The organism is Rheinheimera sp. (assembly GCF_030824435.1).
Taxonomy (GTDB): Bacteria; Pseudomonadota; Gammaproteobacteria; order Enterobacterales; family Alteromonadaceae; genus Pararheinheimera.
Map to the genome: position 1 here is coordinate 40,110 of NZ_JAVBXS010000012.1, position 13,233 is coordinate 53,342.

The 13,233-nt window shown below is 48.4% G+C and carries 9 protein-coding genes; 4 read left to right on the forward strand and 5 right to left on the reverse strand.

Going from position 1 to position 13,233, the window contains the following annotated elements; genetic code table 11:
- Positions 1–17: 17 nt before the first annotated feature.
- From RCH83_RS01305 to RCH83_RS01315, 3 genes are all read right to left on the reverse strand, one after another.
- Complete coding sequence (locus RCH83_RS01305; RefSeq protein WP_306518259.1) at positions 18–557, reverse strand: hypothetical protein; 540 nt, start codon at positions 555–557, stop codon at positions 18–20.
- A 91-nt stretch (positions 558–648) separates the two neighbouring features.
- Complete coding sequence (locus RCH83_RS01310; protein ID WP_306518261.1) at positions 649–2,415, reverse strand: sodium:solute symporter family protein; 1,767 nt, start codon at positions 2,413–2,415, stop codon at positions 649–651.
- Between the two features lie 5 nt (positions 2,416–2,420).
- On the reverse strand, positions 2,421–2,684 hold the full coding sequence (locus RCH83_RS01315) for a DUF4212 domain-containing protein (protein WP_306518263.1): 264 nt from the start codon (positions 2,682–2,684) through the stop codon (positions 2,421–2,423).
- A gap of 165 nt (positions 2,685–2,849) precedes the next feature.
- On the opposite strand from RCH83_RS01315, the gene RCH83_RS01320 reads away from it, so the two are divergent.
- From RCH83_RS01320 to RCH83_RS01330, 3 genes are all read left to right on the forward strand, one after another.
- Positions 2,850–6,392, forward strand: coding sequence for a PAS-domain containing protein (locus RCH83_RS01320; protein ID WP_306518265.1), 3,543 nt, complete (start codon positions 2,850–2,852; stop codon positions 6,390–6,392).
- Between the two features lie 90 nt (positions 6,393–6,482).
- Positions 6,483–7,751, forward strand: a complete 1,269-nt coding sequence (locus RCH83_RS01325) for an AI-2E family transporter (RefSeq protein ID WP_306518267.1) — start codon at positions 6,483–6,485, stop codon at positions 7,749–7,751.
- A gap of 32 nt (positions 7,752–7,783) precedes the next feature.
- A complete protein-coding gene (locus RCH83_RS01330) occupies positions 7,784–8,587 on the forward strand; it encodes a kinase (RefSeq protein WP_306518269.1) in 804 nt (267 codons plus the stop codon).
- 91 nt (positions 8,588–8,678) lie between these two features.
- On the opposite strand, the gene RCH83_RS01335 is transcribed toward RCH83_RS01330, so the two are convergent.
- Both RCH83_RS01335 and acs read right to left on the reverse strand, forming a co-directional pair.
- Positions 8,679–9,359 carry a response regulator transcription factor gene (locus RCH83_RS01335; protein WP_306518271.1) on the reverse strand — a complete coding sequence of 227 codons (681 nt, stop codon included), beginning with the start codon at positions 9,357–9,359 and terminating at the stop codon, positions 8,679–8,681.
- 138 nt (positions 9,360–9,497) lie between these two features.
- On the reverse strand, positions 9,498–11,447 hold the full coding sequence (gene acs, locus RCH83_RS01340; RefSeq protein WP_306518273.1) for an acetate--CoA ligase: 1,950 nt from the start codon (positions 11,445–11,447) through the stop codon (positions 9,498–9,500).
- Between the two features lie 229 nt (positions 11,448–11,676).
- Between acs and RCH83_RS01345 the strand changes: the two genes are divergently transcribed.
- Positions 11,677–12,858, forward strand: coding sequence for a DcaP family trimeric outer membrane transporter (locus RCH83_RS01345; protein WP_306518275.1), 1,182 nt, complete (start codon positions 11,677–11,679; stop codon positions 12,856–12,858).
- Positions 12,859–13,233 lie beyond the last annotated feature (375 nt).

Sequence of the window (13,233 nt, forward strand, 5' to 3'; positions counted from 1 at the left end):
TGTGGCGAAAGTCTACTTTAGTCGGTATTGGCAGCAGAGGCTGTAGTACAAACCGACAGCAGCGTTTTTTCATCATTGTTGATGGGGATAAAATCTGCACCGCTTGCTTCACCGGGGGCCGGCAGCACTAATTGTTCGGTAAAATTGGCACGTTTTTGCGCCTGGCAATCGATCACCAGTTTTACATTGATAGCGGCCTGACGTCGTTCAAACAAATACAGATTGGCCAGCACCAAATTGGCATTATTGCTATTGGCGGCGGAGTTTTTGACATCAACCGCCATAAAGCGGCTGATTTGCGGTTTAAGATAAGTCCATGGTTTCCAGTTGATTTGTTCTTCCACAGCTTTGACTACCACCACATCTTTGGGCAATAAACTCAGCTGATGGCTGTACCAGTTGTATTCACCGTGGATCTGAAAAGCAAGCATGCCAAGGCCTGCAAACACCGGCACCACAGCGCGGGGCAGTTTTTGACCAGAAATTTTACGTAACATCAAGGCAATACCGGCGGCACCTAAACCGGCAAAAACAGTTGCAACAAGTTCCCACAACATAATGTATTTCCTGAAATAAAACGGGCCTTAGGGTTAACAACCGCTAAAGCCCGTGAGTGAAAAGTGGCTTAAGGTCAGAGCCTTATGCTACTTAATGATCAACCGCAGTGCCAGCACCCCGTGGGAAGCGCACACTTTCAACCAGATCCTGAATATGCACAGGTGGTTTTTCTGTCACAGCCGATACCACAAATGCGACGGTAAAGTTAATCAGTGCACCGACAGCACCAAAGGACAGTGGGGAGATGCCAAAGAACCAATTGGCAGGAATATTTTCAAATGAAGCTGTGCCCGGAATAAAGAACCAACCCTGATACAAGAAGATGTAAGTACAGGTTGAGATTAAACCAGCCAGCATGCCGCAAATAGCGCCTTTGCTATTAATACGCTTGGAGAATATGCCCATCATCAGCGCCGGGAAGATTGAAGCTGCCGCAATACCAAAAGCAAGTGCCACTGTTTGCGCGGCAAAACCAGGCGGATTCATACCGAGGTAAGTGGCCACCACAATGGCAACTCCCATCGAAATGCGCGCAGCACGCAGTTCACCTTTTTCACTGATATTTGGGTTAATAGAGCCTTTAATCAGGTCATGGCTGACGGCTGAAGAGATAGCCAGCAATAAACCAGCGGCAGTGGATAAAGCAGCAGCCAAACCACCAGCGGCAATCAGACCCACAACCCAGCCTGGCAAGTTGGCAATTTCAGGGTTAGCCAATACCAGAATGTCGTTGTTCACCGTCAGTTCGTTGCCTTTCCAGCCACGTTCTGCTGCTTTTTCAGCAAATTGTGGGGTGTGGTTATACAGCTGCACACGACCATCGCCATTTAAATCTTCAAACTTAATTAAACCGGTTTTTTCCCAGTTTTTAATCCAATCCGGACGCTCTGCATATTGAATGGCATCAGCAGTTGGGCCTGCAGGGTAAATGGTTGTCATCAGGTTTAACCGTGCCATAGATGCAACAGCAGGTGCTGTCAGATACAAAATAGCGATAAAGACTAATGCCCAGCCAGCAGACCAGCGTGCATCCGCTACTTTTGGCACTGTGAAAAACCGGATAATCACGTGTGGTAAACCGGCAGTACCAATCATCAGCGACAGGGTGAATAACACCATATTCAGTTTGTTATCAACATCAGCTGTGTAATCAACAAAACCAAGCTCACGGACCACTTCGTCCAGTTTTTGCAGCAGCGGCACACCAGACTGGGTATGTTCAGAGAACAGACCAATTGGTGGTAATAAAGTGTCAGTCAGTTGCAAAGAGATAAACACTGCAGGAATGGTATAAGCGACAATTAACACCACATATTGCGCCACCTGAGTGTAAGTAATACCTTTCATGCCACCAAGCACAGCGTACATAAAGACCACAACTGCGGCGATGATTAACCCCATATCGCTGCTGACTTCTAAAAAGCGCGAGAAGGCCACACCGGCACCTGTCATCTGACCAATCACGTAAGTAACAGAAGCGATGATTAAACAGGCCACTGCCACTAAGCGGGCGCCAGAGCTGTAAAAACGGTCACCGATAAAATCAGGCACAGTGAACTTACCAAATTTGCGTAAGTAGGGTGCCAGTAACATGGCAAGCAGCACATAACCGCCGGTCCAGCCCATCAGGTAAGTTGAGTTGGCGTAACCGCCGACTGAAATTAAACCTGCCATTGAAATAAAAGATGCCGCTGACATCCAGTCAGCGGCTGTTGCCATACCGTTCATCACGGGGTGAACACCACCACCGGCCACATAAAACTCTTTGGTAGAGCCTGCTCTGGCCCAAATTGCTATCGCGATATAAAGCGCAAAGGAGCCGACCACAAAGATCATATTAATTGCAAACTGACTCATCAGAGTTACTCCTCGTCCACGCCATATTCTTTATCGAGCTTGTTCATTCTCCAGGCATAGAAGAAGATCAGCACGATGTAAGTCAGAATTGAGCCTTGTTGTGCAAACCAAAAGCCCAAGTCAGTGCCGCCGACTTCAATACCTGCCAGCATAGGTCTTAATAAAATGCCAAAGCCATAAGACACGACGGTCCAGATGACGAGGCTGATGATGATCAGGCGCAAGTTGGCTTGCCAATAGGCCTGAGCGTTGTGTTTGTCGTCCGCCATAGTTGTTTCCTCTAGTTATTTTTTTAAAGCCAACTTAATCTAGCAGTTGGCTTGTCAAGCGATAGCCCGACTTTAGTCGAAGAGACTCAGCCCTGGCTTGACTTCATTGATGCGCCTGCGAAGATAGGTCTGGTGCTGAAAATAATCTGTACAGAGGAGAACGGCGTGGCAGCGTGGATTGTAGCGGTATTGGCACTGCTGTACGTCGGTGGTTTATTTGGCATCGCCAACTGGGCGGAGCGCCATGCATCAGATCAACTACTACGAAAGTATGGGGGGCTGATTTACAGTCTGGCACTGGCGGTCTATTGCACCTCCTGGACTTATTATGGTGCTGTTGGCTCTGCCATTAGTTCCGGTTGGGACTATGTGCCTATTTATCTGGGGCCTTTGCTGATATTTGTGTTTGGTCAGCCTGTGCTTCGAAAACTGCTGCTGGTGGCGAAAAAACACAACGTCACCTCTATTACCGATTTTATCAGTGCCCGTTATGGCAAACGCCACACCATAGCAACCATGACCGCCTTGTTATGTCTGGTGGTCGTGGTGCCATATATTGCATTGCAACTCAAAGCAGTGGCTGTGTCTTACCAGGTGCTTTTGGGGCGCAGTGAAGAATCAATGCAGATCTGGTGGCAGGATTCTGCTTTATTAAGTGCTTTGGCCATGACCTTGTTTGCCATTTTATTTGGTACACGCAAAGTGTATCTGACCGAACAAAACCGCGGTGTGATGGTGGCCATTGCTTTTGAATCAGTGATTAAACTGGCGGCATTATTAACGCTGGCACTGGCGGTCAGCTGGTTTGTGCTCGACCGCCCCTGGCAGATAGTGGCAGATTTTACTTCTTACACCCTGAATCATAGTCAGAATGAACAAGGTGGTGTGTTAGCTTTTATCACCAAAACAGTGCTGGCGATGGCGGCCATTTTTTTGTTACCCAGACAGTTTCATGTCACCTTTGTTGAAAACACCAATACTGACCATCTGAAACAAGCCAGGCGCTGGTTTGGTAGTTATCTGCTGCTGGTTACAGTGGTGGTATTACCTATTGCGCTGGCGGGGTTACAGTTGTTTCCCGACAAACTGGCACAAGCAGATAGTTTTGTGTTGTTGCTGCCAGCCAGTCAGGGCTGGGAAAGTATCAGCGCGCTGGTATTTATCGGTGGTTTCTCCGCCGCGACCTCAATGATTATTATCGCCACTCTGGCACTGAGTAATATGCTTAGTAACGATGTGGTGATGCCCACTTTGTTGCACGGCCGCACTGTTGAACAGTTGGAACAAGATTACAGCCCGCTGATTTTACGGGTACGGCGGTTAATGATTGTTGCCGTGATGGCACTCTCTTATGGCTATTACAGTTTATTTGCCCGTAATTATGAGCTGGCCGAAACCGGTTTATTAGCATTTGCGCTGGTGATCCAGCTGGCCCCGGCCGTGCTTGGTGGTTTGTACTGGCGCCGAGGTCATGCACTTGGCGTTTATGCCGGTGTGAGTGTTGGTTTTGCCTTGTGGTTTTATTGTCTGATGCTGCCGCAGCTGGTCAGTGTCGGCGTGCTCGGGCAAGAATGGATGTTAGCCGGCGCTTTTGGTCAAAGCTGGCTGAAACCTACGGCACTTTTTGGGCTGGAGCTTGACCAGCTCAGTCATGGTGTATTTTGGTCTTTGGGGCTTAATTTACTGTTTTATATTGGTATTTCGCTGCTGCATAAAGCCGATTTACACGACAGATTACAGGCCGTTGCTTTTGTAAAACCTAATTTGCCACTCGATGATGACAAATCGTTGCGCCGCACCCGCGTGCATGGTCATGATTTAAAAACTCTGCTCGAACGTTTTGTTGGTGCAGGCCGTGCCCGTGAGTCGCTGGCTGAATTCAGCCGCCGTCAGCCTCAGCCGTTGCAGCTGGATGAAACGCCAATGCCTGCGCTGGTGCGCCATGTGGAGCGCGAGCTGGCTGGTGTGATTGGTTCTTCCAGTGCTGCTGCTATGGTCAATGCCGTATTGGATGGCCGTCAGCTGGCGTTTGAAGATGTGGTGACGCTTTTTGATGACACCCGTCAGGCTATTCAGTTTTCCCGTAAAATTTTGTTTTCCACCCTTGAACATTTAAGTCAGGGTGTCAGCGTGGTGGACCGTGATTTACAGCTGGTAGCCTGGAATAAACAATATCTGGAAATGTTTCAGTACCCCGAAGGTATGGTCCGGGTGGGCCGCGCCATTGCCGACATAGTGCGGTTTAATGCCGAGCGGGGGCTTTGTGGCGAGGGTAGCGCTGAAGAACATGTACAAAAGCGCTTGCAACATATGCAACGTGGCACAGCCCATGTTTTTCAAAGGGTTCGCCCTGATGGCTCCGTGATTGAAATGCGCGGTAACCCTATCCCTGGTGGCGGTTTTGTCACCAGCTTTACCGATATTACTGAACATGTGCGCGCAGTGCAGCAACTGGCCGAAGCCAAACAACACCTGGAACAGCGGGTGCTGGAGCGCACAGCACAAATAAGCAGTATCAACGAAGAGCTCAGAGATGAAATAGAGCTGCGCCGCACCACTGAGCAGCAATTATTGCTGGCTAAAGCCGAAGCCGAAGCGGCGAATGCTTCTAAAACCCGTTTTTTGGCGCTGGCCAGTCACGATATTCTGCAGCCGCTCAATGCAGCAAGGTTATTTACCGCGGCTTTGCAAGGACAAGCGGAGCCCGCACGGCAACAGGAAACTATCCGGCAGCTCGACAGTTCGCTTAAAGCCACCGAAGAGCTTATTTCCACTTTGCTGGAAATTGCCAAACTGGACGACGGCAAGATGGAGCCGGATATTCAGCCATTAAAGCTTGCGCCTATGCTGGCGCAACTGGGTGACGAGTTTTTATTATTGGCAAGCCAGAAAAACCTGAAACTAAAAGTTCGGCAAGCGCCTTATCTGGTGCAAAGCAACTCTACTTATTTACGTCGTATTTTGCAGAATATGTTGTCAAATGCCATTAAATATACCCAGTCGGGCAGAGTGCTACTTGGCTGCCGGCGCCGAGGCTCCCAACTTTTAATTGAAGTCTGGGACACTGGACCTGGTATTAACAGCACTGATTTAAAACATATTTTTGACGACTTCTTCCGCGTTGATGCGACAGCCCGTGGTGAGCAAGGTGTGGGCCTTGGTCTGGGGGTGGTGCAGCGCATGGCGAAGAGTCTGGGGCATCAGGTCAGTGTTGAATCCATCACGGGCAAAGGCACAGTGTTTCGGCTGACAGTGCCTCTGCTTGGTGTTAGTGCTGACCATGTAGCTGAAAAGCCTGCTGTTATTTCGGGCGAGCAGGCCGGACCTTTTGCTGATTTTTCGGTATTTTGTGTTGATGACGATGCTACAAATCTGGCGGCTCTGACCACTTTGTTGCAACAGTGGCAAGTGGCACAGGTGCAAAGTTCACAAAGTGCAGAAGAGCTGTTGCTGGCGGCAGCAGAAGCACCTGCGCCGGATTTAGTGATCATTGATTATCAGCTTGGCAGCACTGGCAATGGCTTGAGTTTATATCAGGATTTACAACAATTCTGGCCATCGGTGCCGGCATTATTAGTTTCAGCGGCGCCGGAACCGGATTTACCGGCCAGAGCGCGTGAGCTTGGCATGATTTTTCTGGCCAAACCGATAAAAGCAGCCGCGCTGCGTGCTTGTTTAAATTCAGTCCGGCTCAGTAAAGGCCGGTAACAGCGCTTGAGCGACAATAAATTGGTTTCAGCGGAAATACCGGCAGACGTGGTAGGATAAATAAATGTGCAAACAAGGAGATAGCAGCTCATGCGGGCTCAATTGGAACGACGTTTTTTTCTTTTATTATTGGTGGCTGTGACCGTCGCTTTTGGTCTGGTACTGGAACCATTCTGGGGCGCCATTTTTTGGGCTTGTGCCCTTACTGTTATTTTTTATCCGCTGCAAACTTTTTTAACCCATAAGCTCGGTGATAAACCCAATCGTATTGCGTTGTTAACCTTGCTGATTTGTATGGTGATGGTGGTGCTGCCGCTGCTGGCTATAGGCGCTTCTTTTGCCCAGGAAGGGGTGGCTTTTTACCAGCGTATTCAGGATGGTGAATTAAACCCGGCAGCTACTCTGGACAAAATCCGCAGTGCTTTTCCAAGGGTGTCTGAAACTCTGCAAGAGTTTGGTGTGAATACCGACAATTTGCGCCAGCAGTTATCTGATGCCGCAGTGGAAGGCAGTCGCTTGCTTGCCAAAGAAACTTTGGCGATAGGGCAGAATGCGGCGGGTTTGTTTTTAAATATTGGTTTAATGCTTTATCTGGCGTTTTTTCTGCTGCGTGATGGCGCCAAACTGGTAGAGCTGTTGGTGAAGGCGCTGCCGTTGGGTGATGAACGTGAACGTATGTTGTTTGCCAAATTTGCCGAAGTTACCCGCGCCACTGTCAAAGGCAATATGGTGGTTGCCGTGGTGCAGGGCACTTTAGGTGGTTTGATTTTGTGGATTTTAGATGTACCTGCGCCTGTGCTCTGGGGTGTGGTGATGACCTTTTTAAGTTTGTTACCGGCGATAGGCGCTGCTTTGGTGTGGTTTCCGGTTGCTTTATATCTGTATTCCAGTGGGCAGTGGTGGCAGGCAACAGTGCTGATTGCTTATGGCGCTATTGTCATTGGTCTTGCCGACAATATCCTGCGCCCTTTGTTGGTAGGTCGTGATACCAAACTGCCGGACTATATAGTGTTGTTTTCCACTTTGGGTGGAATCACTTTGCTTGGTATTAATGGTTTTGTGCTCGGGCCTTTAGTGGCAGCGCTTTTTATGGCGTTCTGGCAAATTTTTATGAGCGAATTTAACCACGCTAAACCTGTTGATGATGAAGGTCATCGCCAGCCACCGTTGTTTTTAGCTGAAGGTCAGAGGGTGCATGCAGCTGGTGTTGAGGCTGCACAAATACAAACAACAGCAGTGCAAGCTACAGAAGCACAAACAGCAACACAGGCAACAGCACAGTCAGTCACTGTGACGGCAAGCACGGACACTGAAGCTTCAGTTCCGGCCGAAACTGCTGCCAAAAATCCGGCGCAATAGGTGATAGCTGTGATGCGGATCAGCAATAACAAATGAAGATGCAGTATCTGAATGCGCCGCAAGACAGCTTACCGGCGCTGCTTTCCCGCTTAAAAATACCGGCTTATCCGGCAGTGATAGGCATCAGCGGCGCGCAGGGCAGTGGTAAATCCACTTTAGCTGCACTGTTGGTTGCTCATTTTTGCGGGCTTGGCATTCGCGCTGCCGCTGTGTCGCTGGACGATTATTATGTATCCGGCGCCCAAAGAGCTTGGCTGGCGAGCACAATACATCCGCTGTTGCGCCAACGGGGTGTGCCAGGTACCCATGATATTCAGGCGGCTATTAAAGACGCAGAGGCCGTGTTGGCAGGCAAGCCTGTTGCATTGCCGTGTTTTGATAAAGCGCGGGATGAACCCGTGGCAAAGCGGCCTTTGCAACAGCTTGATTTACTAGTTGTGGAAGGCTGGTGCCTCGGCCTGAAACCGCAAAATGAAACTGAGCTGGCACAGCCTGTTAACGATGTTGAAAAAGAGCTTGACCCGCATTGCCAGTTACGGCTTTTTGTTAATCAGCAGCTTGGCGCTTTTTATCAGGATTTTTGGCAATTATTAACTCCCATGATTTGGCTGCAGGCGCCGGATTGGCCACAAATTTGCCGCTGGCGGGCGCAGCAGGAAGAAGAACTGAGAGCCAAAACAGGTAAAGGGATGAACGACACTGAGCTGCAGCTTTTTATGGCAAGTTTTGAACGTCTGACCTGCGCAAGTTTTACCCAGCTTGCCAGCGCTGCAGATTTGCAACTGCGGCTAAACGACAATCATCAGGTGATAGCTGTAACACAGAGGTCGGCATAAAAATTTTTATTAGGTTTGCCGGCTAAAATGTCCGGCACATAGCATTTGGGTGTTTTTCAGCAGTACAGCAGCACCGCAAAAAAAGGCAATATTAAGCGTCCTGCTGCTGCGCCATAGCACGGTCTACCGGCGCTTCAAGTTGTAATCTTTGTGCCTGAATCACCACCTGGGTTCTGTTACTCACCCCCAGTTTCCGGAAAATGGCAGTCAGATGCGCTTTGACCGTTGCTTCTGAAATATGTAAATCATAAGCAATTTGTTTGTTTAACCAACCTTCGGTCAGGTAATACAACACCTTATATTGTTGATTGGTGAGCTGCGCTACTTTGGCGGCTAAATCCAAATCGTTCAGGTTATTTGGATCCGGTTTAAACAATTGCTGCATGTTTTGCGGCAACCAGATATCGCCATTCATTACTGCATTTAATGCTTTGCCAATCTCCACCGGATGAGCAGACTTCGGCACATAAGCTGAAGCGCCAAAAGTCATGACACGCCGAATGACGTCCGGATCGTCGCTGGCAGAAATCACCACTATCGGCAAAGCCGGGTAGTTTTTTCTCAGCTGAATTAAACCCAGAAAACCGCAGTTGCCAGGCATATGCAAATCCAACAGTAATAAGTCGGTGTCCGGATGTTGCTCCAGTGCCTGACAGGTGGCCTCAAAACAATCGGTTTCAATGGTGGCTTTGGTTACAAAGGTATTGCTGATGGCGTTGATCAGGGCGTTACGAAACAGCGGATGATCATCCGCAACTATCAGTTTGGCCATACTGGACTCCGGTGCGACAAGGCGGCGCAGAATAAAAGCACGCCGTGTTTATGACCCCAGCATAATCAAGACATTGCTGACTGTCTATGCTTTCAACCGGAGCATAAACCATTGACTGATTTATGCTCCTTTGTGCTGTTATTTATTCAGACGGTTTTCAATCAGATGCTCGACCACTGACGGATCGGCCAGCGTAGAAATATCACCTAATTGATCGTATTCATTGGCGGCAATTTTGCGCAAAATACGGCGCATAATTTTGCCGGAGCGGGTTTTGGGTAAACCAGGTGCCCACTGGATCAGATCCGGACTGGCGATAGGGGAAATTTCGCGTCGCACCCATTCTTTCACTGCTTTGGTTAAATCATCACTCGGCTCTACACCTACTCTTGGTGCAATAAACACATAAATGCCCTGGCCTTTTAAGTCGTGTGGGTAACCAACAACAGCAGCTTCAGCAATGGCTTCGTGTGCTACTAAACAACTTTCAATTTCGGCAGTACCTAAGCGGTGGCCTGATACGTTTAATACGTCATCAACCCGGCCTGTCAGCCAGTAATAACCGTCTTCATCCCGTTTGGCACCGTCGCCGGTAAAATACATACCTTTATAAGTAGAGAAGTAGGTTTGTTCAAAACGGTCGTGGTCACCATATAAAGTGCGCATTTGACCGGGCCAGCTATCGAGCAGCACTAAGTTGCCCTCAGCAACGCCATGTTGCAGCTTGCCTTCGTTATCCACAATGGCAGGTTTGACACTAAAAAACGGCCGGGTAGCAGAACCTGGTTTTAAGGCTGTAGCACCAGGCAATGGCGTAATTAAAATACCGCCGGTTTCGGTTTGCCACCAGGTGTCGACAATAGGGCAGTTGCCTTTACCCATCTGCTGGTGATACCAGTGCCAGGCTTCGGGGTTAATAGGTTCACCGACACTGCCTAAAATGTTCAGCGAAGCCAGACTGGTGCCTTCTACCGCTGCTGTACCATGCGCCATCAGGGCGCGAATAGCCGTTGGCGCTGTGTAGAGAATATTTACTTTAAATTTATCAACAATTTGCGCTATACGTTTGACGTTAGGGTAGGTTGGCACCCCTTCAAACATCACGCTGGTCGCGCCATTGGCTAACGGGCCGTACACTATATAAGTATGGCCAGTGACCCAGCCGACATCAGCTGCGCACCAATACACATCACCCGGATGATAATCAAACACATATTGATGGGTCATAGAGGCCCACACCATATAACCGCCTGTGGTGTGTAATACCCCTTTAGGTTTACCTGTTGAGCCTGAGGTATACAGAATAAACAGTGGATCTTCAGCGTTCATCGCTTCAGGTTCACAATGTTTTGGCTGACTGGCCAATAACTCGTGATACCAGATATCCCGGCCGGCGTGTTCGTCGGTGTTCTGACCAACATGTTTGACAACAATCACGTGTTTAACCGGATTGGCTTTACCCAGATGCGCCAGCGCCTGGTCTGTATTGTCTTTGAGTGCAGTGACGCGGGAGCCACGCAACGCCTGATCGGCAGTGATCACCAGTTTAGAGTCACAATCAACAATACGGCTACCCAGAGCATCCGGTGAAAATCCGGCAAAAACCACTGAGTGCACAGCACCAATACGGGCGCAGGCTAATAAGGCAATAGCAGCTTGTGGGATCATTGGCAGATAAATAGTGACTCTGTCGCCTTTACCAACACCTAAACTTTTCATGCCATTGGCAAGCTGACAAACTTCGTCATACAGCTGCTGATAAGTCACAGCTTTATCTACACCTGGTTCATCACCTTCCCAATAATAAGCAACCTGATTGGCTTTTTCCGGCAGGTGACGGTCTAAACAGTTGTAGCTGGCGTTGAGCGTGCCGTCGCTAAACCAGTTTACATGCACGTTACCCAATTCAAAGCTGGTGTCTTTCACTTTGCTAAAAGGCTTAAACCAATCAATACGTTTACCGTGTTCAGCCCAAAATTGTTCCGGTGCATCAATAGATTGCTGGTACATCGCCAGATAAGTGTCATTGTTCAGATAAGTTCTGGCTTTGGCAGCCTCAGTCACCGGATAAAGTTGTTGATGCGACATGATTTGTCTTCCCCGTTGGCGCCAGGCGCCTGATGTTTTTAATAAAGCTGTTCTACCTTATCAGCTTGGCAACGAAAATTAGACATTAGTCTAGCTGCAAACTGTTGATTATTTAGTGTTCGACTAAAGGCTAATTGAGGACTTTGTATTCCTGCACCACAGTTAAGCGGCGATAAAACACCATAACTACAGCTAACAAAGATAATTGACAAGGCAGCGGAGCATCAAGATGCAACAACCTATGACAAACAATGTTCACAATAAATTAGTACCGGCGGCGGCAATGATGCTGGCGCTGTTTTGCAGCCAGAGTGCATATGCAGGTTTTAAAATGGGTGACAACACCGAAATTGGTATTGGTGGTTACCTGAAACTGGACGCTATGGTGACAGACACTTCGGACGGTAGCATTGCCACAGGTATAGGCCGTGACTTTTACGTGCCAAGCCTTATTCCGGTAGGAGGCGATTCAGAATCTGCCAAGTGGGACATGCATGCCCGCCAGTCGCGCTTTTTCCTGACCAGCGACACTATGCTGGAAAACGGCAAAAAAATCAGCGGCCGTTTTGAGTTTGACATGATGGCAACCACCATTGGCGATCAGCGCGTCAGTAACGGTTATGCACCAGAAATCCGCCATGCTTTTATTGCTTATGATGGTTGGTTGTTTGGTCAAACCTGGTCGACTTTTATGGATGTGAATGCGCTGCCGGATAGTCTGGACTTTGTTGGCACTACAGATGGCACTATTTTCGTGCGCCAGGCGCAAATCCGTTACACCACAGGTGGTTTCCAGTTTGCGATTGAAAACCCTGAAACGACGGTCACGCCACTCAATGGCGGCACCCGTTTGGTCACCGATGACAATTCAACACCAGATTTAGTGGCACGTTATAACCATACGGCGGATTGGGGGGGGCTGACGGTAGCGGCATTGTCGCGCCAGCTTTCTTATGAAAACGGTGCGATTGATGATCAGGTGCAGGGGTATGGTTTATCGTTCAGCGGTAAACTGAATATCTCTAAAACCGATGATATCCGTTTTGCTGTGAACTACGGTGACGCGCTGGGTCGTTATATGAGTTTAAACACCGGTAATGATGCAGTGCTGCGTGGAAACAACAAACTTGAAGCTATTAAAAGTGTTGGTTACACCCTTGCTTATAAACATGCCTGGAATGAAAAGCTGCGTTCAAGCATCTTCTATTCAGCACAAAAAATTGATAACCCTGTGCAGTACACTGGTATGGCTCAAACTGAAAGCACTCACAGCTATAGTGCCAACCTGATTTATCAGTTGGCCAGTAAAGTGTCAGTGGGGGTTGAGTTCCGCCATGCCAACAGAGTATTAGAGTCAGATTTAGAAGGCGATTTAAACCGCCTGCAGTTTTCTGCCAAATACGACTTCTAAACTTTTTGTTGCTATAGGCATAGAAGAGCTGACAAAAGGAGTACTTGTATTGCTTGTGTCAGCTTTGTTGTTTCTTTATATATGTAGTGCTGTTTTAAGCCTGTAACAGGTATAAACCGAAACCATGGTTACCTCTATAAAGGAAGATTTTTGCATTCTTCTGCTGCTACTCCGGCATTATTCACCAATATTTGTTGGTTAAATCCTCAGTTTGTTTATTTAGTGCGCGGTTGAATTCAAAATGTCATATTTCTTCAAATTCCCGCTTGCGCCATTTCAAAAACGCCCTATAATGCGCGCCATGCCGACGGGGTGGTGCGAAAGCAGCAAGCCGGGTGAGTTTGAAATAAGTTGAAAATGTCGATAAAAAGACGC

Bases quoted from the DNA above. Each gene is read 5' to 3' on its own strand.
- RCH83_RS01305 (WP_306518259.1), bottom strand. From the start codon at position 557: ATGTTGTGGGAACTTGTTGCAACTGTTTTTGCCGGTTTAGGTGCCGCC.
- RCH83_RS01310 (WP_306518261.1), bottom strand. From the start codon at position 2,415: ATGAGTCAGTTTGCAATTAATATGATCTTTGTGGTCGGCTCCTTTGCG.
- RCH83_RS01315 (WP_306518263.1), bottom strand. From the start codon at position 2,684: ATGGCGGACGACAAACACAACGCTCAGGCCTATTGGCAAGCCAACTTG.
- RCH83_RS01325 (WP_306518267.1), top strand. From the start codon at position 6,483: ATGCGGGCTCAATTGGAACGACGTTTTTTTCTTTTATTATTGGTGGCT.
- RCH83_RS01330 (WP_306518269.1), top strand. From the start codon at position 7,784: ATGAAGATGCAGTATCTGAATGCGCCGCAAGACAGCTTACCGGCGCTG.
- RCH83_RS01335 (WP_306518271.1), bottom strand. From the start codon at position 9,359: ATGGCCAAACTGATAGTTGCGGATGATCATCCGCTGTTTCGTAACGCC.
- acs (WP_306518273.1), bottom strand. From the start codon at position 11,447: ATGTCGCATCAACAACTTTATCCGGTGACTGAGGCTGCCAAAGCCAGA.
- RCH83_RS01345 (WP_306518275.1), top strand. From the start codon at position 11,677: ATGCAACAACCTATGACAAACAATGTTCACAATAAATTAGTACCGGCG.